The organism is Novosphingobium sp. (genome assembly GCF_965229225.1).
Lineage (GTDB): Bacteria > Pseudomonadota > Alphaproteobacteria > Sphingomonadales > Sphingomonadaceae > Novosphingobium.
In genome coordinates this window covers 1,391,232-1,417,099 of record NZ_OZ245867.1, presented here as the reverse complement: position 1 = coordinate 1,417,099, position 25,868 = coordinate 1,391,232, and the positions used below count along the sequence as shown (strand labels likewise).

General features: G+C 65.2%; 26 protein-coding genes. 14 read left to right on the top strand and 12 right to left on the bottom strand.

Features of this window, described 5'->3' with window-relative positions:
- Nucleotides 1-69: 69 nt before the first annotated feature.
- Entirely contained in the window at nt 70-2,577 is a 2,508-nt protein-coding gene (locus ACO06X_RS06295; protein WP_421839100.1) for a TonB-dependent siderophore receptor, read from the bottom strand.
- 212 nt (nt 2,578-2,789) lie between these two features.
- Between ACO06X_RS06295 and ACO06X_RS06290 the strand changes: the two genes are divergently transcribed.
- Complete coding sequence (locus ACO06X_RS06290; RefSeq protein WP_421839099.1) at nt 2,790-3,905, top strand: DUF2332 domain-containing protein; 1,116 nt, start codon at nt 2,790-2,792, stop codon at nt 3,903-3,905.
- A gap of 93 nt (nt 3,906-3,998) precedes the next feature.
- Here ACO06X_RS06290 and ACO06X_RS06285 read toward each other — a convergent pair whose 3' ends face one another.
- Nucleotides 3,999-4,391 carry a hypothetical protein gene (locus ACO06X_RS06285; RefSeq protein WP_421839098.1) on the bottom strand — a complete coding sequence of 131 codons (393 nt, stop codon included), beginning with the start codon at nt 4,389-4,391 and terminating at the stop codon, nt 3,999-4,001.
- A gap of 186 nt (nt 4,392-4,577) precedes the next feature.
- On the opposite strand from ACO06X_RS06285, the gene ACO06X_RS06280 reads away from it, so the two are divergent.
- Nucleotides 4,578-4,826, top strand: a complete 249-nt coding sequence (locus tag ACO06X_RS06280; RefSeq protein ID WP_421839097.1) for a hypothetical protein — start codon at nt 4,578-4,580, stop codon at nt 4,824-4,826.
- Nucleotides 4,827-4,935: 109 nt separating this feature from the next.
- Nucleotides 4,936-5,301, top strand: coding sequence for a PRC-barrel domain-containing protein (locus tag ACO06X_RS06275; protein ID WP_421839096.1), 366 nt, complete (start codon nt 4,936-4,938; stop codon nt 5,299-5,301).
- Between the two features lie 14 nt (nt 5,302-5,315).
- Here the strand turns inward: ACO06X_RS06275 and ACO06X_RS06270 are convergent, their stop codons facing one another.
- Together ACO06X_RS06270 and ACO06X_RS06265 are read right to left on the bottom strand one after the other, a co-directional pair.
- Complete coding sequence (locus ACO06X_RS06270; protein WP_421839095.1) at nt 5,316-5,522, bottom strand: NepR family anti-sigma factor; 207 nt, start codon at nt 5,520-5,522, stop codon at nt 5,316-5,318.
- A gap of 144 nt (nt 5,523-5,666) precedes the next feature.
- Nucleotides 5,667-6,494, bottom strand: a complete 828-nt coding sequence (locus tag ACO06X_RS06265; RefSeq protein WP_421839094.1) for a response regulator — start codon at nt 6,492-6,494, stop codon at nt 5,667-5,669.
- Between the two features lie 287 nt (nt 6,495-6,781).
- Between ACO06X_RS06265 and ACO06X_RS06260 the strand changes: the two genes are divergently transcribed.
- On the top strand, nt 6,782-7,420 hold the full coding sequence (locus ACO06X_RS06260) for a sigma-70 family RNA polymerase sigma factor (protein ID WP_421839093.1): 639 nt from the start codon (nt 6,782-6,784) through the stop codon (nt 7,418-7,420).
- 148 nt (nt 7,421-7,568) lie between these two features.
- Here ACO06X_RS06260 and ACO06X_RS06255 read toward each other — a convergent pair whose 3' ends face one another.
- The 3 genes from ACO06X_RS06255 to ACO06X_RS06245 form a co-directional block, all read right to left on the bottom strand.
- Nucleotides 7,569-8,666, bottom strand: a complete 1,098-nt coding sequence (locus ACO06X_RS06255; RefSeq protein ID WP_421839092.1) for a histidine kinase dimerization/phosphoacceptor domain -containing protein — start codon at nt 8,664-8,666, stop codon at nt 7,569-7,571.
- 226 nt (nt 8,667-8,892) lie between these two features.
- A complete protein-coding gene (locus ACO06X_RS06250; RefSeq protein ID WP_421839091.1) occupies nt 8,893-10,215 on the bottom strand; it encodes a glycoside hydrolase family 130 protein in 1,323 nt (440 codons plus the stop codon).
- A gap of 18 nt (nt 10,216-10,233) precedes the next feature.
- A complete protein-coding gene (locus tag ACO06X_RS06245) occupies nt 10,234-12,603 on the bottom strand; it encodes a glycosyltransferase family 4 protein (RefSeq protein WP_421839090.1) in 2,370 nt (789 codons plus the stop codon).
- 194 nt (nt 12,604-12,797) lie between these two features.
- Here ACO06X_RS06245 and ACO06X_RS06240 point away from each other — a divergent pair, with 194 nt between their 5' ends.
- Complete coding sequence (locus ACO06X_RS06240; protein WP_421839089.1) at nt 12,798-13,409, top strand: superoxide dismutase; 612 nt, start codon at nt 12,798-12,800, stop codon at nt 13,407-13,409.
- A 129-nt stretch (nt 13,410-13,538) separates the two neighbouring features.
- Here the strand turns inward: ACO06X_RS06240 and ACO06X_RS06235 are convergent, their stop codons facing one another.
- Nucleotides 13,539-13,733: a hypothetical protein gene (locus tag ACO06X_RS06235; RefSeq protein ID WP_421839088.1), complete on the bottom strand. Its 195-nt coding sequence runs from the start codon at nt 13,731-13,733 to the stop codon at nt 13,539-13,541.
- A gap of 152 nt (nt 13,734-13,885) precedes the next feature.
- Between ACO06X_RS06235 and ACO06X_RS06230 the strand changes: the two genes are divergently transcribed.
- From ACO06X_RS06230 to ACO06X_RS06205, 6 genes are all read left to right on the top strand, one after another.
- Nucleotides 13,886-14,428: a ferritin-like domain-containing protein gene (locus ACO06X_RS06230; protein WP_421839087.1), complete on the top strand. Its 543-nt coding sequence runs from the start codon at nt 13,886-13,888 to the stop codon at nt 14,426-14,428.
- Nucleotides 14,429-14,498: 70 nt separating this feature from the next.
- Entirely contained in the window at nt 14,499-14,801 is a 303-nt protein-coding gene (locus ACO06X_RS06225) for a hypothetical protein (protein ID WP_421839086.1), read from the top strand.
- Nucleotides 14,802-14,984: 183 nt separating this feature from the next.
- Nucleotides 14,985-15,635 (top strand): sigma-70 family RNA polymerase sigma factor, encoded by a 651-nt coding sequence (locus ACO06X_RS06220; protein ID WP_421839085.1) that lies wholly within the window; start codon nt 14,985-14,987, stop codon nt 15,633-15,635.
- 234 nt (nt 15,636-15,869) lie between these two features.
- The gene (locus ACO06X_RS06215; protein WP_421839084.1) at nt 15,870-19,496 is read left to right on the top strand and encodes an autotransporter outer membrane beta-barrel domain-containing protein; all 3,627 of its coding nucleotides are present in this window, start codon (nt 15,870-15,872) and stop codon (nt 19,494-19,496) included.
- Nucleotides 19,497-19,683: 187 nt separating this feature from the next.
- On the top strand, nt 19,684-19,875 hold the full coding sequence (locus tag ACO06X_RS06210) for a Thivi_2564 family membrane protein (protein WP_421839083.1): 192 nt from the start codon (nt 19,684-19,686) through the stop codon (nt 19,873-19,875).
- Between the two features lie 158 nt (nt 19,876-20,033).
- Nucleotides 20,034-21,146, top strand: coding sequence for an OmpA family protein (locus ACO06X_RS06205; RefSeq protein ID WP_421839082.1), 1,113 nt, complete (start codon nt 20,034-20,036; stop codon nt 21,144-21,146).
- Between the two features lie 124 nt (nt 21,147-21,270).
- Here ACO06X_RS06205 and ACO06X_RS06200 read toward each other — a convergent pair whose 3' ends face one another.
- Nucleotides 21,271-21,447 carry a CsbD family protein gene (locus ACO06X_RS06200; protein WP_421839081.1) on the bottom strand — a complete coding sequence of 59 codons (177 nt, stop codon included), beginning with the start codon at nt 21,445-21,447 and terminating at the stop codon, nt 21,271-21,273.
- A 182-nt stretch (nt 21,448-21,629) separates the two neighbouring features.
- Between ACO06X_RS06200 and ACO06X_RS06195 the strand changes: the two genes are divergently transcribed.
- Complete coding sequence (locus ACO06X_RS06195) at nt 21,630-22,022, top strand: hypothetical protein (protein ID WP_421839080.1); 393 nt, start codon at nt 21,630-21,632, stop codon at nt 22,020-22,022.
- Here ACO06X_RS06195 and ACO06X_RS06190 read toward each other — a convergent pair.
- On the bottom strand, nt 21,956-22,504 hold the full coding sequence (locus ACO06X_RS06190) for a DNA-deoxyinosine glycosylase (RefSeq protein WP_421839079.1): 549 nt from the start codon (nt 22,502-22,504) through the stop codon (nt 21,956-21,958). The two genes, ACO06X_RS06195 and ACO06X_RS06190, sit on opposite strands and share 67 nt — an antisense overlap.
- Before the next feature lie 102 nt (nt 22,505-22,606).
- On the opposite strand from ACO06X_RS06190, the gene ACO06X_RS06185 reads away from it, so the two are divergent.
- The gene (locus ACO06X_RS06185) at nt 22,607-22,942 is read left to right on the top strand and encodes a hypothetical protein (RefSeq protein WP_421839078.1); all 336 of its coding nucleotides are present in this window, start codon (nt 22,607-22,609) and stop codon (nt 22,940-22,942) included.
- A 24-nt stretch (nt 22,943-22,966) separates the two neighbouring features.
- A complete protein-coding gene (locus ACO06X_RS06180) occupies nt 22,967-23,602 on the top strand; it encodes a hypothetical protein (protein WP_421839077.1) in 636 nt (211 codons plus the stop codon).
- A gap of 21 nt (nt 23,603-23,623) precedes the next feature.
- Here ACO06X_RS06180 and ACO06X_RS06175 read toward each other — a convergent pair whose 3' ends face one another.
- Entirely contained in the window at nt 23,624-24,685 is a 1,062-nt protein-coding gene (locus tag ACO06X_RS06175) for a phosphotransferase (protein ID WP_421839076.1), read from the bottom strand.
- Nucleotides 24,682-25,863 (bottom strand): acyl-CoA dehydrogenase family protein, encoded by a 1,182-nt coding sequence (locus tag ACO06X_RS06170; RefSeq protein WP_421839075.1) that lies wholly within the window; start codon nt 25,861-25,863, stop codon nt 24,682-24,684. The genes ACO06X_RS06175 and ACO06X_RS06170 overlap by 4 nt, the downstream gene beginning before the upstream one ends.
- Between the last annotated feature and the right edge of the window lie 5 nt (nt 25,864-25,868).

Below are 25,868 nucleotides of genomic sequence, written 5' to 3'. Positions count from 1 at the left end.
TGGCGGTGAACTGGGGGTCGAAAGCGACGGGAACCGCCCGCCAGGCCGAAGCCCTGCGGGCGGCTCGCATCAGAACGAGTAGCGCGCGGAAGCGGTTATGGTCCGGCCGTTCATCGCTTGCGCATTCAGCACGCCCCCCGGCGGGATCGCTGCCGAAGAAAGCTGGACGATCGCCAGCTTGTCGAACACGTTGAAGGCATTGATGCCGATCTGCACCCGATCGACCGGGCGCACCTGCAGGAACGGGCTGAAGATCACATAGCCCGGCTGCTTCAGGATATTGGTGTCCTGCGCGAAGCTGCTGCTCGTGCCGTTGATCACGCTACCGAGCGTGAACTTGCCCAACTCCACCTGCGGGCGGGCCTGGAACGAAAGCGTCGGGATGTGGCGCGGACGATTGCCATTGAGCGTCGGATCGGTGCGATCCTTGTCGATCTTCGCCTTTGTCCACGTCGCGCCCAAGGTCAGCGAGAACGGACCGCGGTGCGCCTCGCCCTCGAACTCGATGCCCTTGGCGCTGTAGGTGCGGTTTACCGAATTGACGACGACCTGGCCCGAAGCGTCGGCACCGACCTGGTAGTTGCGCTCGGTGGTCGAAGCCCAGAAGCCCGTGACATAGGCCGTGATGCCACCCTTGCGGAATTTAACGCCCGCTTCGGCCTGCTTGACGACACCGTAGGCAATCGTGGGATCAAGCAGCTTGCCGGTTGCCGGATGGAGCGAGCCGGCCCCCAGAATGCGTTCAGCATTGGCGCGGATGCCGCGGCTGTAGCGGGCAAAGGCCGAGAACGGTTCGGCAAAGCGGTAGTTGACGCCGGTCGAATAGGACACGGCGTGGTAATCGTAATCGACCGTGCCGGACCTGCCGAGCGTGAGGATGGCAACCTTGCTTTCGGGCAAGGAAATTTGCCCATCGCCATTGACGTCAACCGCAGCTGTTGCGGGCCGCGGCAGGCCGAAATCGGGGCTGGTCACGTTGCCGGACACCTTGCCGTTATCCCAGCGCAGGCTGGCGCCCAGCGAAAGCTTGCCCATCTGGTAATTGACCGAGCCGTAGGGCGCGAGGATCTTGTACCGGACGTCGTAATGGGTGTGATAGGACGCGGTCGGAAAGGCGATGCCGAAGCCATAGGCATAGACGCCGTTTTCAGTCAGCGCCGTGCCGCTCGCTGTGGTGAGATCGAGCAAGCCGTTGCGCCCGCCACCCGCCACATCATTGAAGGTATTCACGAAATTCCAGAACATATCGACCGTCTGGGTAGACTTGTAGACGCCCGCCGTGGTCGTCAGATGGCCTGAGCCCAGTTTCCACACGTGGCTGGCCCGCAGATCATTGGTGAGATTATCGATGCTGTTCAGCCGCCCGTTGGCGCGGATCGCAAGCGAGGCAAGGCGTGCGTCGGTGATCGCCGCGCCCGCACTCGGGCCATTCACGTGGGTGAACCTGGCTCCCGCACCGCCGAGCAGACCTGCCAGAAACGGGGCCGGGACGGTCACGATCGGAATGCTCTCGTTATATTCGCCGCTATTGCTGGAAAAGCGGAAGCGGTTGCTCAGCGCCCAGCCCGCCACATCGAACTGCGCTTCGAGGCCGATGGACTTGCTGATGCCGTGAATGCCGTTCTGTGCATCATAGGTCGTCGGGCTGTTGGTCTGGTCGACGCCGAGATAGCGCGCCGTGTATTGCGATTCATAGGCATCGCTGCGGATGCTGTTGCCGGGCAGATCGGTTATCGTGGGCGACGCGTTGGTCCCCGAAATTGCCACCGGGGTCAGCGCATAGTTCGGCTGCCGGTCATCGAGGTACTTGCCATAGACGCGGATGGTGCCGTTGGCGAACTGCTTGGTGATGTTGGCCTTGATCTGGCCGCCGCGGAAGCCGTCGTAGCCGCTATTGCGCGGGCCCTCGCCTTCGCGGAAAAAGCCGCCGACATGGAAGCGCCAGCCAGCGCCCAGCGGGCTGCCATAGGCGAAATCGATGCGCTTGAGGTCATGGTCGACCCCGCTCGAAACCTGGATCGCGCCGCCGGCGGTCTCGCCAGTCCGCGAGATGAGATTGACCACGCCGCCCGGCGAGTTCGATGCGAAGGTGGAGGCCGAGCCGCCACGGATCGCCTGAACCTGCGAGAGCGTGAGATCGGCGCGCACGAACTGATCGGCACCGGCGAAATGAAGATCGCCGAATTCGAGGACCGGCAGGCCATCTTCCTGGATCTGCAGGAACTTCGATCCGTCTGCAGAAAGCGGCAGGCCGCGCACCGTGATCGAGGAGAAGCCGTCGATATCAGACGTCTCGGCGCGGATGCCCGGGATGTTCTGCATGATGCCCGCAACCGAACTCACCGAAAGCTTGGCGAGATCGGCTTCGTCGATCACGCTGGCCGAGATTGCGGTATCGAGGAGGTCTCGCCCCTTGGCTACACCGGTGCTGAAGGTCTTGCCGCCTGCTGCGGGCTTGGCTCCGGAATTGGCGGTAGCCTTTGCCGGATCAGTGCCGGAATTCGCCTCTCCAGCCAGAGCGGGGGTGGCCAGCGTGGCCGCAAGCAGGGTGGAAGCCAGGAGATGCGCGTGTCGCATGGGTACCTCATGTGGAAACGTCGAGGCTGGTCGATACTGCCATCACCTTAAGTGCTGCCAAGCCCATGCTTACGCAGTTCTACGATGGTTAATTGCCTGCTTTTCAGTTCCGTAGCGCGCGCCTTAGGTGCTTCTACGTGGGGCGCTTTCCCTGAAATTTGGGACGAATTCCCGCAGATCGGGGCTCGATCCTGACGTAAAGGTAAGCCCCCATGTATACTGCTGCCATCGGGGCCCAGCCCGCTTGCCGCCTTCGCCCCGCTCTGCGCGGCGAAGCGCAGCTCCTGCTCGAAGCGGCCAAGGCGCAGAGTTTCGGCAAGCATTTTGTCGCGGCGCTGCTCGAAGGCCTCGCGCGGACGCTCTGGTACGCACCCGCGCTCGTCCGTGTCATCGAGGAATGGCCGGGCGATCTGGCCAGCGCCGGCGTCATCTTCCGCCTCAATGCCGGTCTCCACGCACTTGCGCGCTCGGGCCGGTTTCCCGAACTCGAGGCGATCTACACCGCTGCCACCACCGCCACTGTGCCGGATCCGCTGCGGCTGGATCCGGCGCTGACGCTGGCACTGCGCGATGGCGAGGACGATCTGCTGATGTGGCTGACCGGGCCGACCCAGACCAACGAGGTGGCTCGCGTCGCTGGGCTGGCGGCAGTCCTGATGGAGCTTTCGGCGCAGCGGGAAATGCCCTGCCGCCTGTTCGAACTCGGCTCCAGCGCCGGGCTCAATCTCAATCTTGCGCACTATGATCTGTGCATCGGCGGGGTGCGCGTCGGCGATGCCGCCAGCGATGTCCATATCGCCCCGCGCTGGTCGGGACGGTCACCCAGACCGGGCAAGCTCAGGATCATCAGCGCCGAGGGGGTCGATCTCAGCCCGCTTGATGTGGCGAGGCCCGGTGATGCCGAGCGCCTCCATGCCTATGTCTGGCCCGGCGAGCGCGACCGCGGCGAGCGGCTGCGCGGCGCCATTGCGCTGGCGCAGCGGTTGCCGCCCCGGATCGAGCAGGGCAGCGCCGGCACCTGGCTGGCTCGCCAGCTGGCGCTGCCGCAGGCGGCCGGGGAGCGGCGCGTGGTGTTCCATTCGATGGTGCTGCAATACCTTCCGGAGGCGGAGCGCCTTTCGATCGATCGCTTGCTGGACACCGCCGGCACACGCGCACAGCCGGATCGGCCGCTTGTCCGCGTGGGGCTCGAATGGAACGAGGGCCGAACCGCAGTGGAAGTGCGCGTCACCCAATGGGATGGCCGTCTCCACTCCGGTCAACCCAGGCTGGCGGCGCGTTGCCATCCCTATGCCGAATGGTTCGAATGGCTGGGGCTGGACGACTGATCTTCTGCCGTCGGTGATGGGGGTGCCCTGCCAGGCGCTCAAGACGGGCAGCGGGCGGCCCGGCGCAGAGACCGGACCGCCCCCGATCACGGCCTAGCTGGAGGGCGCCTTGGGGGTCTCGCCAGCGGTGCTCGGCGCTTGGGCGGCCGGTCCCTCCGGCGCCCTTGCATTGCGGATCGCTGTCTCGAGCTCGGCCTTGGTGTGGTTCATCGTCAGGCCTTTTTCGCCCATCGCGAACTCGGTCAGCGGCATCGAGCCCTTGCCTTGCTCGGTCGCCACCACGACAACATTGCCGTTGACGCTCTCGACCGAGCCGGCCTGCTGGCCGGTGTTGTCATAGACGACGTCGCCCGCCTTGGGCGCGACCGGCGCAGGCGTTGCCGATTGCGGTGCAGGCGCGGTGGTGCTTGCGGGGGGAGCCGCCTGGGCATTCGCAGCGCACGCGCCGAACAGGATGACAGCGCTGCAAAGGGCAAGATTCTTCATGTCGACCTCCATTGTGAACCGGTGTGAGCCGGCATGGAGCGACTACGCAGAAGGAGGGCCGGAGTTCCCGGCGCATGGCGGCTTGGCCGACGCGCCGCGCCATCCTTGAGGCGAGCCGTGCGGAACATCGCCCGTGCGCGGCGCGTTAGGTCTCGTGGCGACACCCGCCAACAAGGAGATGCGCTCATGCGCTGGATATCAGGATTGATCACTATCGCCGGCCTCTACGGGCTGTACCGCGTACTGCGGCAATCGGCGCCCGCCCCGGCAACCTCGCCCGCCGCCTTTTCAGACATGGAAGCGGTGCCGGAGAACATGACCCAGATCCGCAATGCCGGCGCGGACGCCACTGCGACGCCGCAACAGGATTGGGACGAAGTCGATCAGGCCTCCGACGAGAGCTTTCCGGCGAGTGACCCGGGCGCCAGATACTGACCCGGGATGGAATGTCAGCGGACTGCGAGGCTGGAACATCTCGCCGCGCGCGCGGTTCAGAATATGTCCGGGGGCGCGGCCCGGCCCTTCAAACGCCAGGAGCGAAGACATGCCCGACACATTGAATTCCTGTGGGACGCGCGACCTGATTGCCTCTGATCGGGTTGAGGGGACCGTGGTCTACGATGCCGCAGGTGAGCGCCTCGGCACCATTCAGCGCTTCATGGTCGACAAGAATTCGGGCAAGGCACACTACGCCGTGATGCAGTTCGGCGGCATCATGGGCCTCGGCAATGACTATTATCCGATCCCTTGGGAATTGCTGGTCTATCAGCCGGACCAGGGCGGCTATGTCGTCGATATCACCAGGGAACAGCTCGGCTCCGCGCCGCACTACCACGTCTCCGTGACGCCCGAATACGACCGTGACTACAACGAGCGGATCCGTTCGCACTACGGGCTGACGTACTACTGAATGGCAGCGGCGGCCTACTCGGAACTGTCCGAGGCGATCTTTGCCAGCAGGTCGAGAAATTCCTGCGGCACGGGCTCCTGCATCACCGAATTGTAGTAGTCGCGGATGTCCTTGCTCCACGCCGGGTCGGGCATGGAGCCATCGTTCACTTCGGGCGCAGCGCTGGCGGTCGTCTGGCCTTTCGGCGCAATTCTCGGGTCAAGGAATGGATCTTTTGCCACAAGTTGTATCCTAGCGAGCTTGACACCCCCTGTCAGCGTGCTCGTTTTCCGCCCGTCGCCCGAATGTAAAAGCATATTCCGTCCCCGGATTCCATTGTCATCTTGGTTCAATCCCGGCGGCCTTTAGTGGCCGCCCGGGACGCCTCATTGCCGGCCGTGCGAGCCGAAAAATAGCGCCTGGCTGATCGCCGTGCGCACCGTCTCGTCGCGGAACGGCTTGCCGATCAGAAACGCCGGCTCCGGCCGCTCGCCTGTCAGCAACAACTCGGGAAAGGCCGTGATGAAGATGACGGGCACGTCGCTCAGTTCGGCAATCGCGTCCATCGCGTCGACGCCCGAACTGCCATCGGCCAGTTGCACATCGCTGAGCACGAGATGGGGCCTCTCCCGCTCGAACAGGACCCTAGCCTGCGCTGCGGTGGTGGCATTGGCGACGACCCGGTGTCCGGCTTCGGCGACGATGCTTTCGAGATGGCTGGCGATAAGCCCTTCATCCTCGATCACGAGGACCCGCACCGGCTCATCGAGCCCCAGTTCACCGATGGCCTGCTGCACCAGCCCCTCCGCTTCGCTTTCAGGCAGGCCAAGAATGGCCCCGGTCTGCGCCACCGAGAAGCCTTCCAGCTGGTGGAGCAGAAGCGCCTGGCGGGGCAGGCTCGGCACGCGGGCAATCTGCGATCCGGGGTCGGACATGGCCCCGGCGGGACTGGGCAGCTCCATCGACTTCCAGAGCCGGGTGAAGGCGCGAAACAGCGAGATCGGGCCATTGCGGATCTCGGCGCGAACATCGGGATCGTGCAGCGAGCATTCGAGCAGAGCACGCACAACGGCGTCTCCCGCCGATTGCCGGCCTGTCAGCGAGCGCGCGTAGCGCCGCAGGTAGGGCAGTGTCCGCGCGAGTTCGGCACCCGCCCGATCGCGGTTTGCCGGCCCTGGTTCTGTCGGGCTTGAAGGATAGGATTGCGTGCCCATGCGAAGTCCCGTGTGGCAATGCCCGGATGCCGAACCGGATCGGGGCGTGAAGTGATCATGTGATAAATGGCCAGACGAGCGCTTGTTCCGGCGCACCGGCAAATAATCAGCGCCAAAGTGCTGTCGGTACGGCAATTGCCACGCTTTGCCGCAAGAAGGGCCCGCCCATGCCCGTTTCCGGTTAAGCACTGATTCGGCAATATTTTTCGCGGATGGGGAACCATTTTCGCGTTCCGCCCGCTTATCCCGGAGAGTGATTGCCCGAACCACTTTGTCAGGAAAGTCCAATGACCAAGCTGATCGAGCGCAATGCCGACGTCGAGCAGGGTGATACCTTGTCCGACGCGGATTTTCACAAGGAACTGGTGGCTTCGATCCCGCACTTGCGCGCCTTTGGCCGCAGCCTGTGCGGGAACCGCGATACCGCCGATGATCTGGCGCAGGAAACCATGCTCAAGGCCTGGGCCGCCCGCGCACGGTTCAGGGCCGGAACCAGTTTCCGGGCGTGGACCTTCACGATCCTGAGGCACCACTACTTCGGCCAGCTGCGGCGCGAGCGGTTCTCGGCCGATTACGACGAAGCTGCGGCCGAGCGCATCCTCAACTGCAAGGGCGATCAGGAATCGCGGCTGGAGACGATCGACGTGCTGCGCGCGCTGGAGTGCCTGCCGGCAACGCAGCGCGAAGTGCTTATCCTGATGGCCATCGGCTCGATGAGCTACGAGGAGATCGCGCAGGTCTGCAACGTGGCGGTCGGCACCATCAAGAGCCGGATTGCGCGTGCTCGGGCGGCGCTTTCCGCCATCCTCGAAGGCGGTATCCTTCCCGATGCGCGGCACGCCTTCGTGCTGGAAGGCGAAGTCTTCGACGCCTTTCTCGCCAGGTTTCGGGCCATCGCAGCGCACTATCTGAACCGCGCGGCGTAGTGCCCGTCTGACATCTGCGGCCGGGTCTGCTCCCGAACCCCCTTTGCCCGAGCAGAAACGGCCACAGGTCCTTCGGCGGCGCTGCCGCGCAGCGCCGCCGAAGGTTGCCAACGGGCACGCGGATATGGGCAGTGCGGGAGCGGAGTTTCTACTGCGACGCTGATCGTGGACCGGGAAGTTCGCCTGCGGGCCGGTGGATCTCGATGCAGAGCCCGCGCCCGGGGCTCGATTGCTCCAGCCGGGCGCCCAGGAAGAGCACCATCGATCGGATGATCTGCGAGCCGAGCCCCGTTCCCGAGGGCGTCATGCTCTTGCCCATCCCCACGCCATCATCCTCCACGCGCAACCTGTAGCCGTCGCTCCCTTCGGTGTGGAACGTGATCCGTACCTGGCCGGGTTCATCCCTTTCGTAGGCATACTTGCAGGCGTTGCTCACCAGCTCGTTGATCAGGACGCCGAGCGTCACGGCAGTGGCGGCGGGCAGCGGTGCGCTCTCGGCCTCGACAAGGATATCGCGCCGCACGCTGTGGGTCGAATAGGTGCGCGAGAGGTCGCGGGCCATTCCCTCGATGTAGTCGGCCATGTCGACCTCGCGAATGCTGGCGCCGGAATAGAGCTGCTGGTGGATGCGGGCGATTGCCTGAATCCGGTTCTGGACGTCCTGCAGCATCGCCTTGGATTCAGCTCCGAGCGCACGGCGGCCCTGAAGGTGAACGAGTGTCGCGACCATCTGCAGGCTGTTGGCCACGCGGTGGTTCACTTCGTGGAGCAGGGCGGCGAGCTGTTTGTTGGTCTCGCGCAGTTCCTGTTCGACGAGGTCCTTCTGCTTGCGCAGGCGCAAGGTATCGAGGGCCAGATGCAGCGTGCTCGTCAACAGTTCGAAGTAGTCGTCCGGGGCCGATTTCACCACGTAGTCCACCGCGCCTGCCTTGAGCGCGGCAACCGCTATGCTGCTGTCGTCCGACCCGGTAACGTAGATGATCGCAGGCGGCGAGGGCAGGGCCATCAGCTGCTCCAGAGTCTCCATGCCGCTCATGCCGCTCATGCCGCTCATGCCGCTCGTGTCGGGCATGAGATGATCGAGCACGACGAGATCGAAATGGTGCTGGCGGGCAAGGTGCAGGCCCTCGTGGCCGGAGAGCACACAGGTCATCGTGCAGCCCAGGCTTTCGAGATGGCGCTTGGTGAGGTGGCAGAGGCCATCATCATCATCGATGTAGAGAATGTTCGATTCAGAAAGCGGCATCAGCCACCCACGTTCGTCTGGCCCGTTTGTTCATGATGAAGCGTCCTCCTCTTCGCCTGCGCAGCGCACGGGAATGGATAGGATGAAAATGGAGCCTGCGCGCGGCTCGGATTCTACGCTGATCGAGCCGCCGGGCCTTGTTCTGCAAGCTGCCGCGGGTCTCGAGCGCAAGCCATTTGCCAGAAACGACCACGCGGCGCCCCGGTTCCGTCAGGGCTGGCGGGAATCATACCAAGGTCGCCAGAAGGTCCTTCAGACGCGCCAGGCCGAAGCCGACTGCGATATCTGAAATCCCGTAGGGCAGGAGGAGCTGGTCATCGCCCACCAGCATGCCGCCGCAGCTGTAGACCACATTGGGGACGTAGCCGGCGCGGTCGGCGTTTTCCGCCGTGAGGATCGGGCAGGCCGAGCGGCCAAGAACGCGGCTGGGGTCGTCGCGGTCCAGCAGCGCGCAGCCCAGCGCATACTTGCGCACCGGGCCGACGCCGTGGGTGATCACGAGCCAGCCTTCCGGGATCAGCAGCGGGCTGCCGCAGTTGCCGATCTGGATGAACTCCCACGGAAACTTCGGCTCCATCAGCAGAACGCCGTCATCGTCCCAGGTATCGAGCCGGTCCGAGCGGAGCAGATAAAGGTTCTTGCCGTCCTGCCGGCCCAGCATGCAATATTGATCGCCGACCTTGCGGGGGAACAGCGCCATGCCCTTGTTGCGGCCGGCCTTGCCCTTGATCGGAGTGAGATCGAAGCTGCGGAAATCGCGCGTGCGCATCAGTTCGGAGCGGATCGAGCGCCCGGAATAGGCGGTGTAGGTGCCCAGCCATTCGAAATCGCCGTCGCCATGATCGAAACGGGTGAGACGCAGGTCCTCGAGCCCGTTCGCCTGCTGCTCGGTGATCGGGAAAATCACCGTGTTCGAGAGCGAACTTTCGGGATGGCACTGGACCGTGACGATCGCATCCGGATCATTGCGCGGATTGCTGTCGGTCCGCTGGACGCTGGTGGCGAAGGCGGATTCGGGCCAGAGCGTGAACGAGCCATCAGGTTCCACGATGCCGTCGCGGAAGGCGATCGAACTGATGTGACCTTCGCCCACCGCGCGCAGCGAAAGCACGAAGCGCACCGCGCCGTCGTCCATGCCCACCTGGCTCGGCGCGGGCACGATGCTGGGGTTCATCAGCGCCGCTGCGGCGTAAGTGTATTCGTGGCAGAAATAGGCGCCGATCAGCCGGCGACGCGCATCGGACAAGGTGCTGCCATCGAGATGCAGGCTTTCCGCCACCTCGAGATAGCGTGCCTCGAAGATATGCTCGGTCTGCCAGTGGCGATCGCCGAAATCGTGCAGCACGGCCTGGTACTCGGTCTCGATCTCATCCTCGGGCAGTGCCATGATATCGCGCACCAGCGTGAGCACGCGCCCCTCGGGCGCGCTGGTGGCCTGCCAGCCGAGATGGAACGGGCGCAGCACGGTGCGCGAAGGATCGGCGTGCAGGCGCAGGTCCAGAATGCGCAGCGGACTGACCGGATGAACGGGACATGCCATATCGGACATGGCGAGCTGCTGGCCGGCTCAGGCCAGCGCCGCCGTGGTATCCAGATGGGCAGGGAGGCATTCATCGGGCGGCAGGCGCTGATCGGCAGACTGCTGGAGCGCCTTCAGGCTGTAGTGCCCGAGATGGTAGGCAAGGATCGATTCCGCGCCGCAGTTCTCGTTCCGCCCGCGCGGTGTCACGCCGTCGCAGCACGAGCCGCTTGCGGGATCGGCAAGCACGACCCCGCGGTCGTTGCCACCAAGGAACCATTGATAGGCGCGCTCGGCGTGGCGCAACCAGAACGGGTCGCGGGTTGCCAGCCAGGCGGCGCGCGCGGCTTCGATCGCGGCCTGCGCTTCGAGCGGCTGCTGGTCGAACGGCAGCGAAGTGCCGTTGCTGCCGAAGGTTTCGGAGCCGACCGGACGGAAATGGCCGGCGGCTGCGGTTTGCACTTCGGCCAGCCAGCGCAACGTTTCGAGTCCCGTATCGAGCCAGTCCTGCCGGCCCAGCAGCACGCCGCACTCGATCAAGGCCTGGCTCAGGCGCGGATTGTCGTAAGCGAGCATGGGTTCGAACCATGTCCATCCCGGACGCCGATGCCGGGAGACGAGGCCGGCCAGCGCATCGCAAGTGGCGGCAATGCGGCGTTCGGCAGCCGCACTGCTTGCTCCGGCGCGCAGCAGGGCGCAGGCGCCCAGGGCTCCGAATGCCATCGAACGCGGCGTGTCCAGCGCCTCCAGCGCCGTGGCCGCGTGGGCGAACAGGTTCTCCGCCCAGCTCCGCAACGTCTTGAACGGGCTGTTCTCGACCGTGTGGCCGAGTGACCAGAACGCGCGGCCGTTGGAATCCTGCGATCCCATGTCCTCGCACCAGCTGCGGTCATAGGCCATGAAGTTGCGAAAGCGTTGCAGATCAGGGTTCCAGGCATACTGGACGAAGGCCGCGTAGGTCACGCTCCAGCGGTGGCGCTCGGCCTCGGTGAGCGCGCCCGCGACGTTCATCAGCATGAGCGCCCGGGCGTTGTCATCGATGCAATAGCCATGGCGGAAATCGGGAATGGCGCCGATGCCGTGCTGGTGCATGCCGGTCGCTTCGCTCATGTGCCAGACGGCGGTGAGCGCCGGGTCCACCACGGTGCTCGCCGGCCGGGCGCGGGGGGCCTGGGTCCGGCGGAGCAATTGCATGCTGGCGCGGGCGAAACTCGGCCAGATCGTGCGCCGCCCGCGCTCGTAGGCGCGCTCCTGCATGGCCAGCAGGCGGGATGGGCCGGACAGCAGCGCATTGACCGCCTCGGCGATCGCTTCGGGAGATTCCGGCTCGATCAGGCAGCCGACATCATCGGCGAGCAGTTCGCGGGCGTGGACGTAGGGCGTCGCGACGACAGCCTTGCCGAGTGCCACCGCGTAGCTGAGTGTGCCCGATGTGGTCTGACCGAGGCTGCGATAGGGCGTGAGATAGATGTCGCAGCATTCGAGCTGGCCGAGCAGTTCGTCGATGGCGAGGAAGCGGTTGTCCCACTGGATGCTGCCGGCCACGCCAAGCCGCAGGGCGAGGTCCTCCAGCATCGCGCGGTAGCTTTCGCCCTCGCGCGCGGCGGTGACCGGGTGCGTGGCGCCGATGATGCGGTAGATCGCATCGGGGTGCTGCGCGAGGATGGCCGGCATCGCGGCGATCGCCACATCGATGCCCTTGCCGGGGCCAAGCAGGCCGAAAGTGGTGAGCACCTTGCGGCCTTCGAGCCCCATCCGCTGCTTGGCGGCTTCGGCCGTGCCGAAGGGCCGGTCGGGCGCGCCATGTTCGATCACGTCGACGATCTCGCGGCGGGCGCGGTAGACCGAGACGAGAATTTCGCGGCTCTGCTGCGACATGACCATGATCCGCGAGCAGCGCTGGACGAGATGCTCCATCACCGCGCGCTGGCCATCGCTGGGCGAGGCAAGCACGGTGTGGAACGTGACGATCATCGGCGCGGCCACGCGATCGACCAGTTCTGTGATCAGCCGGCCATCCTTGCCGCCGAAAATGCCGAACTCATGCTGGATCCACACGACATCGGTGCCGCTGGCGTTGATGGCCCGCGCCGCTTCTGCGTAACTGCCGGGTGCCTCTGCTGCGATGAGGGCAATGTCATCGGCGTAGGCGTGCTGGCTGCCCTGCGCCTCCAGCGCGTAGACATCGAGGCCAACCTCGGGAAAGTGCGCGGCGAGTTGCTCGCACAAGTCGGCGGTGAAAGTGGCGATGCCGCAGCTGCGCGGCGCATAGGTGCCGACCACCGCGACGCGCATCGCGGCGTGGAGCCCGTAGGCCGGGCGCGTGAGGATCGAGTGCAGTTCGGCAGGCCTGTCCGCGCGGGGCACCGACGCGAGCGGCGCGCCGGGCGCCATGGCGGTGTACTGTCTGATGGTCATTGCGGGTCCTTCTTGGGCAAGCACCTTTACAACGGGCCAGCGCCAATGATGTTCCCCGCCGCCATAACGGCATGGCGCAAGATCGGGCGGTTCGGCCCGTTCGCTTCGAAAAAACGGGCTTTTGCAGAAGACTCCCGGAACCCGGGGCTGGTTGAAGGCTTTCCAGTGCTTGCCCCGGCCAAGGAAAAACAACCATGCCCTTTAGTCTGCCGCCACTTCCCTACGCAGCGGATGCGCTTGCGCCGCACATGTCTGCCGAGACGCTTGCGTACCACCACGGCAAGCACCACCAGGCCTATGTCGACAAGACCAATGCGCTGATGGCGGAAGCCGGGCTGCAGGGCCGTTCCCTCGTCGACGTGATCCGTTCGGCGGAGTCCGATCCCTTGCGCAACAATGCCGGCCAACTGTGGAACCACAGCTTCTTCTGGCAGTGCCTTTCGCCCGAACCGACCCGCCCGCCTGAGGCGCTGCTGCACCTCATCACGCGTGATTTCGGATCGCTTGAGGCGCTCACCAAGGCGCTGGCCGAGACCGCGATCGCGCATTTCGGCAGCGGCTGGGCCTGGCTGGTGATGGAAGAGGGCGCGCTTCGCGTCACCTCGCTGCATGATGGCGATACGCCCATCGCACATGGCGGCATGGTGCCGCTGCTCACGCTCGATCTGTGGGAGCACGCTTACTACATCGATTATCGCAACGCCCGGCCCAAATACGTCGAAGCGCTGCTGGGCGCGCTGATCAATTGGGAGTTCGTCGCGCTCAATCTCGATGGGAACGGCACCCTGCGCGCGAATCAGGACTGACGGGCCACGACTGACGGGCGAAGCGCCTTCGGCAATGCCGGATGCCTATGCCGTCTGTCCATCAAGGACCGTCGGCGGCCTTCTGCAGGAGTCCGGGATCGAGCGATGCGCGTGGTTCGGACAGCATGGTCAATGCCAGAACAAGACGAGGAGGATGATGATCGGCAGCGGGATGCCCAGCAGCCAGAGAAGTATGCCCTTGCCCATATTGTTATCCTTGTCGGTTCGAGTGGCAGTGTCCGGACAATCCGCGCGCCGGGGATTTGTTCCCGTGACGAAGCGTTCCCGGCTTTGGTCCGCTGGACGTTCCGACGGCGTCTCCATGATGAACGCGACCGACCTCGCGTCGTGCTGCGAGGCAGCTTGATCAGGCTTTGTGTCAGGGCGGGCTGGAACCCTCCGCCTCCCCGCACGTTTGGTGAGGGATCCCGGCCCGCACCGCGCGCCGAACTATTCCCGACGACCTAGGACATGCAATGGCCACCTCCGATACTCTCCCGCATTCCGCGTTCACGCCCGTCGATGTCTTGCGTGCGCAGGCGCGCCAGCATGTCGAAACGGGCCCGGTCACCGTGTCTTATCCCGAAGATCGCGATGTGATCGTCGAGCATCTTGGCCGCGCGCTGGCCACCGAATGGGTCTGCGTCCTGCGCTATCTGCGCCACGCTTATTGCATCACCGGCGTCGTCGCCGAACCGATCAAGGCGCACTTCCTGCAGCATGCGCGCGAGGAACAGGCCCATGCGCACAAGCTGGCCGAACGCATCGTGCAACTGGGGGCAGAGCCCGACCTCAATCCCGCTACGCTCGCCGCACGTTCGCATGCGGAATATGTCCCCGCCAACTCGACCGAGCAGATGATCCGCGAAAACCTCATCGCCGAACGCATCGCGGTGGAGGCCTACCGCGAGTTCATCCAGTTCCTCGGCGATCGTGATCCAACCACCCGCATCATGCTTGAGGCAATCCTCGCGCAGGAGGAGGAGCACGCGGACGATCTGCGCGATCTCCTCACCTGAACGATCTGCCGCCAAAGCATTGCAGGCCCGTCACCAATCCCGCGTAACTTTCTCAAAGGAAAACAGATTTATGGAACAGACAGCAAACATCAGCGAAGGCATCCGCAGCGCTCTGGCGACGCCGATTGCGGCGCGGATCACCGAAGCGCTCGAGAACAATCCGCTGCTTGCCTCCGCAGCCGCCTTTGCGACGACGCGCATCGCGCTGCGCTCGCTGGCGGGCCTTGTGGCCGTGGGGCTGATCGCCGGCGGACTGATCTATGTGCAGCAGAACCGCTCCACCAGCCTTGATGACGCCCGCAGGCTCGCGCGCAAGGCGAAGAAGAAGGCGGCAAAGGAGTTGCGCAAGGTGTCCGAAGCCGTCACAGCCTGAAACGAGGATCGCGCCCGCCCGGCCAGAGTAGCCGGCAGGCGCGACCAGCCAGCGGGCGGAATCCGTCGCTCCAGCCATACCCGAGAAAGTTTATTTGCGATGGCCCGCTGCAAAGCGGAACTTCCCGGCTGCGCAAGCATTATGGGTCCCGGGAGGCATCGTGAATAACGATAAGGATAAACGATGGCTGGCGTTCTGGAGTCCGTGGGCGACGTCGTTCCCCCTCGCGGAATTTGTCTTTCTGACAGTGCCTTTCGAACCGAGCTGACCGGATCCGCCCTGCATTTGCGGGCTTTCGCCAGGTCCCTGTGCGGCAATCGGGATACGGCTGACGATCTCACTCAGGAAACCCTGATGCGCGCGTGGGCTGCGCGCGAACGGTTCGCGGCCGGCACCAGCTTCAAGGCCTGGACCTTCACCATCCTGCGCAATATCTATTTCGGCCAGATCCGCCGCCTGCGCTTCGTGGGCGAGTACAACGAGATCGAGGCCGAACGTGTGCTCAGCACGCCTGCCAAGCAGGATGTCGGCCTCGAGGCCACCGATGTGCTGCGCGCCATGCAACTCCTCCCTGCTGCCCAGCGCGAAGTGCTGATCCTCGCCGCGGTAGGCCATGTCAGCTACCGCGAGATGGCGGAGATCTGCGGCGTGGCTGTCGGCACGATCAAGAGCCGGATCGCCCGTGCCCGGGCCAGCCTTTCCGCCACGATCGAAAGCGGCATCCTGCCCGATCACCGGCACAACTACGTCCTCAAGGGCGAAGTGCTGGACGCATTCGTTGTCGAGCTTGCCAGGATCGCACCGCAGCACGTCATCGATCGGCACCACGCCTAACCTGCGCACGCGGCGTCCCGCAGCGCGGCAGCCATAGTTCTGAACAGACAGAGTTGGGAGCCGCAGGCCTCCCAACCAGTCTTCATTCCCTGTCATATGGAAAATGTCATTCACCTCATCGGGATAAGTTGCGGCAAATATATCACGCTTTCACCAATTGCGATCTGAAATATTCCGACAGGGAACCAGATCGTAGCCCAAATATTTAGAACTTCGTTCATCGAGGAAATATTCATGCTCAATAAAATCAATCATGCGCCCGTTGCCAATACAGCCAATGCACGGCTGCAATATCGGATCGGCTGCGCCCTTGCCGCCCTGTGCGTGGGCAGCTTCGCCTCGCCGGCCTTCGCTGCCAACGAGTGCGGCGTGCCTTCGGGCGGCACCGTCACCTGCGCCCCGAGCGCGGGCAATTACCCCGCCGGCGTCACCTACATCGCGCCGACCGATATCACCGTGAACGCCCCCGCAGACGTCACGGTCGCCACCACCACCCCCGCCACCAACGGCTTCACGATCGTCGGTACGCAGGCCGCCACCCTTGACGGCGCTGTGACCGTGTCGACAACCGGAGACGGCAGCAACGGTGTGTACCTCATCACCGGCACGGGCCCCGCAATGGTCAATGTCGCCAATGTCAGCACCTCAGGGGCGCTCGCTGCGGGTGTTATCGCCACCGGCGGGCCGGGCCAGTCTGTTTCGGTGCGCACCGGCGACGTCGCGACCACGGGCACGACGCCAAACGCGGTGTTGATGCTGCCTGGCAGCACCGCCGTCACCGCAGCCACGACCGGGGCCGGCAATGTTGCCCTAACCACCGGAATGCTCGGCACGGCGGCCAACGGGGCCTCGGGCGCTGTGGGCTTTACCGATACCGGGAACGTTGCGATCACGACGGACGCGATCACCACGCTGGGTGACAACACCAACGCTGCCTTTGCGCGCAGCACCACCGGCAATGTCGCCGTCACGGTGAATGGCCCGATTTCCGCCGCCGGTTCCAACGCCTATGGTGTGCAGGCCAATGCGCCCGGCGGCAGTGCCAATGTGCAGGTCCAGGATGTGACCATGACCGGCGCAGCAGCCACCAACGGCGTAACCGCGATCGCCGGCGCGGGCGGAGCCACTATTGCTGCCCGCGATGTGAGCGTCGCCGGGGCACTCGGCAACGGCCTTACCGCAACCTCGATCGGCGGACCGGCCACGATTGCGGCTCGCGCAATCCGTGCAACCGGCACCGGCAACACCGCCGCTGCCGCCACCTCGGACATGGGCAATGCCTCGATCGTCACCACCGGTGATGTCGTCTCCTCCGGGCGCGGCAACCTCGGCCTCATCGCCACTTCCCTCACCGGCAACGCTGCAGTCACCGCGACCAACGTCTCGACCGTCGCTGCCGATCCTGCGGATGCGGCGCTGGGCGGCAATGCGGTTTTCGCCAGCGGCGCAAACGCCTCCGCCGTGGTGACTGGAACGGCTGCCACCAGCGGCACCGCCCAACCGGGCGTGCCGATCTATAGCGGCGACGCGGTGAGCGCGATTGCCACCAATGGCAACGCCGTGATCACCGCGCAGAATGCCTCGACCCTTGGCGCCGGCGCCCGCGCGCTGACCGCAACGGCAACTGGCGGCAATGCAACGATCACCGCCAATGGCAATACTGCGACCCGGGGCATCAATGCCGATGGCATCAGTGCGGTCTCCACTACGGGAGCTGCCAGTGTCGCCAATGCCGGCCATGTCACCACCACTGGTGACGGCAGCCGCGGCATTTATGTCAGCGGCGTGACCGGCGCGACCGTAACCGGCGGCGGCACCGTTGCTACCACCGGCGCGCTTGCCCACGGCATCTACGCTGTCTCGACCACCGGCCCCGTCAGCGTCACCACCGGCGCGGTCACCACCACCGGCCTTTCGAGCGATGGCATCCGCGCCATAAGCACTGCAGGTCCGGTCACGGTCAATGCCGGTACCACCACGGTCAGCGGCGCAGGCGGCAATGCCATCCAGGCGCGCGGCACCGGTCCTGTCCTCGTCACGAGCGGCAGTGCCAGCGCCACCACCGGAGATGCGATCGTGGCCGCTTCCACCGCCGGTCCGGCGACTGTCACGCTCACCCCGGGTCAGGTCACCTCGACCACCGGCAACGGCGTGATGATCACGAGCGCCACCACCGCCACGCTGAACACGGCAAGCGGCACGACAGTGAACGGCGGGCTTAACGGTGCCGTGCTCGCTGGCGGCACCGGCAGCACGGTGAACAACGCCGGAACGTTGCAGGGCAGGGTCTACGCGGTTTCCGCGAATGGCGGCCCCGCCACGGTCAACAACTCCGGCATGGTCCGGGGCGCGGTGGCCCTCAATGGCACAGGCAGCACCTTCAACAACACCGGCACGTTCGATGCTGCAGGGCTCAGCACCTTTGGTGCCGGTTCGGCGCTGAACAACTCAGGCCTCCTGCAGGTGCGATCCGCCGGCGCAGTGCCGGGCACTGCCACGCTGACCGGGCTCGGCACCCTTAACAACTCCGGGCTCATCGATCTGCGCAGCGGGGCGATTGGCAACACGCTGACCACCACCGGCAACTACGTCGGCAGTGGGAATGCCCAGCTCGGGGTAAGGATTGCCCCCGGTATGGCCATTCCGGCCGACCAGTTGATCGTCGGCGGTTCGGCCACGGGTTCGACCCGGGTCGCCTTCGATCTCGCTTCGGGTGCGCAGCCGCTGTTCAACATGGGCACGACGATCGTGCAGGCCGGCACCGGCTCGACCGCCGGGGCCTTCGTGATCGATCCGGCCCGGCAGAACGCCGGTCTGGTGCGCTATGATGTGGTCTTCAATCCGACCACTTCCGACTATGCCCTCGTCGCCGGCCCGAGCGATGCGGCCTACCACATGCTCGGCTATCAGAACGCGCTGGGCAGCATGTGGTACAAGTCTGCCGATGCCGTCACCACCGAACTGCGCACCAAGCGTGACACCTTGTGGAACATGGGCGGCACCGCGCCATCGGGCCGGTTCTGGCTCTCGATGGGCGCCTCGGTCGAGAACACGCGCGGCTATCGCAACTTCGGCACGCTCGGCCAGACCAACCTGACCGACACGGCCGCGCATCAGGACTTCTTCGGCGGACAGGTCGGACTTGATCTGACCGGCGGGGTTTCGGATCGCGGCGGGTTCTCGGTCGGGGTTACCGGCGGCTTCATCCACTCGATGACCAGCCTCGGCCACTCCACCGACAACCTCAGGATCAACGGCGCAAACGGCGGCGTTTATGCCAGCTTCACCACCGGCAATGTCTTCGCCACGGTGCTGGGCAAATACGATCACTACTGGGCCCGTGCGGAAAGCCAGACCGCCGGTTTCAGCCAGGACTTCCGCGGCCATGCCTATGGCGCGCGCGGCGAACTGGGCGCCCGCTTCGGCAGCAACAGCTTCTTCATGGAGCCGGTTGCCCAGATCTCGTGGATCCGCAGCACGCTCAATCCCTTCGCCTTTGAAGGCACGCGCGTCGATTTCGACAACCGTGAAGGCGTGCGCGGCAAGCTGGGCGCCCGGATCGGTGGCAACACCGGCATCGGCAACGGTGACAAGATGGCCTTCTACGCTGGCGGAAACTACGTCCATGAATTCAAGGGCCAGGACCGCGTTACCTTCAGCAACCTTGGCGGCACGTTCACCGTCGATGGCCAGAAGCGCCGCGATTACGGCGAAGCTGTCGCCGGCTTCAACATCGCCAATGGCCGCGCGATGACGACCTTCATGGAAGGCACCTACGAGCATTCCTTCGGCAGCAGCGCCAATGGCCAGCTGACACAGGAAGGCTTCGGCGGCCGCGCAGGCATTCGCTTCCGGTTCTGATCGCCGTCCTGCCCCGTAGCACAGAAGCGCCGCGTTCCTCCGGGAGCGCGGCGTCTTTGTGTGGCGCGCTCCCGCCACAGGCCAGCGCGGAACAATGCGCGGCGCGCGTCGTTATGTTTCCAGCAGTAATGGCGCGTTTGCGACCGGGCGTTTCGGCACCGTTTCTGCGGATCAAGGAGCACGCACAATGGATCTCTTCAGCATCATTATCGTTCTGGTCGTGGCGGGGGTACTTCTCTGGCTGATCAACACTTACGTGCCGATGCAGGGCACCATCAAATCGCTGCTCAACGGTGTCGTCGTCATCGTGCTGGTGATCTGGCTGCTGCAGGTCTTCGGCGTACTGAGCGGCATCGGATCGCCCCGCATCCACACGTGATCGCATGACACACGGGTGGGCCGCCACGCGCTGTTGCAATTGAGCAACGATCAGGCGGCCTCACCACAAAACAGACCTGCGGCGGCCCGCTCAGGCAACAATCGGCGGATTCAACGCTTTCTTGCACGCGTGAAACGCGCCGCAACGAGGAAAACCATATGAGAAAACTGCTCTTAGCTGCTGCCCTTGCGTCAACCGCAATGGCAGGGACAGCCTGGGCTGATGAGTCCGGGCCTTATGTCACCATTGAAGGTGGCGCGGTCAAACAGGAGCGTTCGGATGTCCGTGCGGATGGATCGTCCGTCCGTTCGGACAAGTTCAACACCGGCTGGGAAGCTGGCGGTGCCATCGGCTACGATTTCGGCCACTTCCGGCTCGAGGCGGAAGGCTTCTATGCCCGCTCGAAGCTGAAATCGCAGAGCCGGGATGCGTCTGGCGTGCCGACGTTTCTCACCCGTGATGATGGCACGCTCGGCGGTGACACCTCGACCTGGGCAGCGATGGGCAACGCGCTTATCGGCCTTGGCCATTGGGGCGGCATCAAGGCCTATGTCGGCGGCGGTGCCGGCTATGCGCGGACCCGTCTCTACGAAGTGACCGCCTATGGCGATGACGTGCGTGACAGGTCATCGGGCTTCGCCTGGCAGGCGCTTGCCGGGGTTACCGTGCCGCTCGGCCGCACCGTCGATCTTGGCGTGCGCTATCGGTACTTCCGCCCCGACGAGGGCAATTTCCAGACTGTAGCCAACCGGGATGCGCGCGCTTCGCTGCGTTCGCATTCGCTGCTGGCGACGCTGACGTTCAACTTCGGCCGAGCCCAGGAAGCCCCGCCCGAGCCCGCGCCGGCGACCGAACCGCCGCCGCCGCCCCCGCCGCCGCCGCCCCCTCCGCCGCCCCCTCCGCCGCCGCCCGCGCCGGTGTGCAACAAGGGCCCCTACATCGTGTTCTTCGATTGGGACCGGGCAGATGTCTCGCCAGAGGCCGCCTCGATCCTCGACAACGCGGTGACCGCCTACGGCAACTGCGCCAACGTACCGATCCAGCTTGATGGCTATACCGATCTTTCGGGTACGGCCCGGTACAATCTGGATCTCTCGGCCCGCCGCAACAGCGCGGTTCAGGGCTATCTGACCGCGCATGGCGTGCCCGCTACGCAGATCGCGACCAAGGCCTATGGCATGGCCAATCCGCGCGTGCCGACGGCACCGGGCGTGCGCGAACTGCAGAACCGCCGGGTGGAAATCACCTACGGACCGAACGCCGGATTCTGATCCCCCCCCCAGGATCCGGAATGGGAAAGGGCTGGAGTTCGCTCCAGCCCTTTTTCTTGCGATGGACGCGGATGACAAAGGGGGATTTCCCCCGCCCTGTGCAGGACGGGGGCATTTCCGGGCCTTACTTGCCGAGCGCGGCCTTGCCTTTGCCCACTGCGGTCTGCACCTTGCCCTTGACGTCCTGCGCGGCGCCCTCGGCAGCGAGCGAGGCGTCACCGGTTTCCTTGCCGATGGCTTCCTTGATCTTGCCGGCCACCGAATTGGCCGCGCCGGCGATGCGATCAGATGTCGAACCCATGATGTGTCTCCCAGATGCGCGAAGGCAGGATGACCTTCTGAAGAGAGAACAGCGCAGGATGGCTGTTGTTCCGCGCATCAGCGCTCTCTGGCGGCAACCGGGCGCAGCGGGAACCGATCAGGGCCTCGGCGGTTTCCTCTTTGCCCGGCCACCCCATCACACGCCGGGCAGGAGCAAATCCGATGGCCACTATCCCCGATCCGAACCCCGATCCGCCCGAAGTGCCCCTTCCTGATCCTGACGATCACCCCGAACGGGACGAGCCGATCGAACCGCGGATGGCGCCGCCCGGCGCTGATCCGCTGCCGCCCGAAACCGTGAACCAGTCGCAGGAAGACGAGGATGCGCAAAGCCAGACGCTGGCAGCAGCCTCAAGCGGCCGAGATGCCGCCGATTTCGTGCTGGAGGACAGCGACAAGACGCCTGCGCAAGACGAGGAAGACGATGTTCAGGACCTCGTCGACCACATGCACGACATGGTGCGCTCGGGCCGGATCGACATGGATGCCTATCGCGGCGAGCGCAACGACGACGACGAGGACGGCATGTTCGGACCGGGTGGGGAGGACGATTGAAGCCAGGCGCCGAGCTGGTTCCACACCGCCTGCTTGGCGGCGAGCGGAATCGCGTGCGCTCCGCTGCTTGAGGGCAGGGGGATCAGCGCAACGGGCGGATTTGCGCCCATCTGCCGCTGCCCGATCCTGAATGCAGTCCCGCCATTGAAAGCCATCGCGCGCAGAAGCGGCAGCTGTGCGGCGAGCGTGCGCAGGTCGCGCGCCTCCACTTCGCGCAGCGCCGCATCGAGGCTGCCCTTGCGCTGGGCCGTCTGTGCAACATCCCACAGCCCAATCCCGCGCGCGACAAGCGCCGCCAGCCGCTCATCGTATTCGAGCGCAGCCAGATCGACCCCGGCAACCGGCGACATCAGCTTCCAGAACTGGTTGCCCGGGTGCGCATAATAGCGCCGCGCCTGCAGCGAGCGGACACCCGGAAAGCTGCCCAGAACCAGCAGGCGGCAGTGCGCATCGGCAACGAGGTCAAAGGCCTGTTCGCTCATGGTGAGACATCGCGGCATAGTGCCGGACAGGCGTCCATGGCGAGCGGGAACATTTCCCCGCGCGGCGCGCTTTCTTGTTCTGCAACAGAGGAGAGAGTTGCCATGAAGTTCACCAGTTTGATCCGGGGCACCGCCGCCTTTGCGCTGTGGATGGTTGCGGGGACTGCGGCGGTGGCGCAAGAGCGGCCAGTCGCCAGCGATAGTGCTGCGCCAAATGCCGCGGTCAAGTCGCCCGATACAATCGTCTGGGGCGATTTGGCCAAGGGGCACAACTCCTTCACCGCGAGCCAGGCGAAAGACAGGCTCGAGAAGGCCGGATATCGCAAGATCACGCGCCTGAGGCTCGACGGGGACGGGCTGTGGCAAGCCGACGCTACAATGAACGACCAGCCCGTCCGCGTGGCGCTCGATTTCAAGGGCAACGTCGCGGAACATTAGACCTGCCCACACAAGGACCATGACATGGGAAAGATTGTAACGCGTCTCTACGACAGCTTCGAGCACGCCGAAGAAGCCGTGCTCGAACTTGAGCGCGCCGGTGTGGCCCATAGCGACATCAGCCTCGTTTCACATCAATCGGGGGTCAGCAGTGCTCGGGCAGCCGTGCGCGAACCGCAGGACATGACCGCTGCCGAAGCGTCAGGCTCCGGCATGGCGCTCGGCGCAACCTTGGGCGGCCTGCTCGGAGCGGGCGGGGGTGTGCTGGCCGGGCTTGGCCTGATCGCCATTCCGGGTCTTGGGCCGGTCGTGGCGGCCGGCTGGCTGGCGGCCGCTGCGGTCGGTGCGGTAGCGGGGGGTGTCGTCGGCGGAGGCGCGGGCGGCATTGTCGGCGCGCTGACCAATTCGGGGGTCAGTCAGGAGGAAGCGGATGTCTATGCCGAGGGCGTGCGGCGCGGCGGAACGCTGGTGAGCGTCACCGTCGAAGATGAGGAAGCGGCATCGGTCGAAGCCGTGCTGGACCGTTCACGGCACGTGGAACTGGGCAACCGGCGCGAGGCCTATCGCAGTGCAGGCTGGACGCATTTCGACGACAACGCCCCGGTCTACTCGGACGAGGAAGCTGCGGCAGAGCGCAAGAGCTGGCTGTCTCGGCCCTAATCACGATTGCCTCGGTCGGGTTCAGATCGCCTTTTCCATCGCCGCCCGCGCCAGCGCCGCCAGCCGGGGGAGGGCTTCTGCCCGTTCCCGTGCTTGCGCGTTGGAGGCGGTGCCGCGCAGCACCCGCCCCTTGATGCCGTGCATGATCGCCGCCAGCCGGAAGAAGTTGAACGCGAGGTAGTAGTCCCAGTTGGCGATCCCGTCGCGCCCCGTTCGCGCGCAGTAGGCGGCGATGTACTCGGCCTCGGCTGGCAGCCCCAGCGGCACCGGGTCCGCGCCGCCAAGACCTGCCACGATGTCGCCCGGCATGCGGTACATCATCGCGTGATAGGCGAAGTCGGCAAGGGGATGCCCCAGCGTCGAAAGCTCCCAGTCAAGCACGGCGAGTACGCGCGGTTCGGTGGGGTGGAAGATCATGTTGTCGCAGCGGAAATCGCCGTGGACGATGGCGGTCTCGTCGCCCTCGGGGATCGCGGTCGGCAGCCATTCGACCAGCGCGTCCATGTCCGGCAGGCGACCGGCGAGTTCGTCCTCAAGGTATTGCTTGCTCCACCGCCCGATCTGCCGCGCGAAGTAGTTGCCCGGCCGGCCATAGTCGCCCAGCCCCACGGCCTCGACATCGACCGAATGGAGTGCCGCGATCACCCGGTTCATCGCATCGAAGTAGCCCGCGCGTTCGGCCTTGGGCACTGCGGTGAAGGCCGCGTCCCAGAAGATCCGCCCCTCGACCATGTCCATCACGTAGAACGCGCTGCCGATCACGCTCTCGTCCTCGCACACGGCGAAGATCCGCGCGACAGGCACATCGCTCCCCGCCAGCGCCTGCTGCACCCGCGCCTCACGCAGCACATCATGCGCGCCTTTCAGCAGCGGCCCCGGCGGCTTGCGGCGCAGCACATAGCGCTGGCCTGGCGTGGTGAGCTTGTAGGTCGGGTTGGACTGCCCGCCATTGAACTGCTCGACCGTCAGCGGCCCGGCAAAGCCCTCGACATGCCCAGCCATCCACGCGGCGAGCGATGCCTCGTCAAACGCGGTGCGGACTTTGCCAGCGCCGCTGTTCGCTGCCGCAAGGTCTGCCGTCATTGCGCGGCCTTCCAGTCACGGCGCAGCTTCTTGGCGAGGCTCCACTTGTGGACCTCGGTCGGGCCGTCATAGATGCGGAAGGCGCGCACTTCGCGGAACATCGTCTCGACGATGGTCTTGTCGGTCACGCCCATGCCACCCATCACCTGCACGCACTTGTCCGCGATGCGCATCAGCGCTTCGGAAACCGCGACCTTGGTCATCGAGCTTTCGACCGTGCCAAGCGAGCCGGTATCGAGGACCGAGGCGCACCAGTCGATCATCAGTTCGCACTGCTTGATGTCGATCATGTTCTCCGCGAGCATGAAGCCCACGCCCTCATGGTCGATCAGCGTCTTGCCGAAGGCCATGCGGCGGTTGGCATAGTCGGTCGCGATCTCCTGCGCGCGCATGCAGCCGCCCAGCCAGCGCATGCAGTGCGATAGCCGCGCGGGGCTGAGGCGGATCTGCGCATACTTGAAGCCCTCGCCGGCATCGCCCAGCATCTGGTCCGCCGGAATGCGCAAATTGTCGATGGTGATCTCGGCGTGGCTGCCGGGCATCGAGCTGTCGATGGTGTTGGGCACGCCGGTGATCTGGATCGCAGGATCGGGCAGGTCAACAAGGAACATGCACGCGCCGCCCTTGCTGTCAGGGTCTTCGGACTTCGCCATGACGATGCCCACCTTGGCGCCTTCCGCCCCGGTGATGAAGCACTTCTTGCCGTTCACCACCCAGTGGTTGCCGTCCTTGCGGCAGGTCGTCAGCATCATCGAAGGGTCCGCGCCCGCGCCGTTCAGCTCCGCGGGCTCGGTCATCATGAAGGCCGAACGTGCGCGGCCCTCGACCAGCGGCTTCAGGAACCGTTCCTTGAGTTCCGGGCTGCCGACATGACCGATGAGGTACATGTTGCCCTCGTCCGGCGCCTGCGTGTTGCAGGCCAGCATGCCCAGCGGCGTAAGACCGGACTTGATCAGGATGACCGCCGTCTCGCGCTGGTTGAAGTGGCTGCCATCCGGGCGGATATGCGGCGTCAGCACGCCCGCCGCGCGCGCCAGTTCGCGCATTTCCATGACGAGTTCGTCGGTCGGCGCGCCGTGGTGGTCGCGCCGAGGGTCTTGCTCGTAGGGGAAGATCTTTTCCCGAACGAATGCCTCGACCTTCGCGGCCATTTCCAGCGCTTCGCTGCTGATCGTCATGTCCT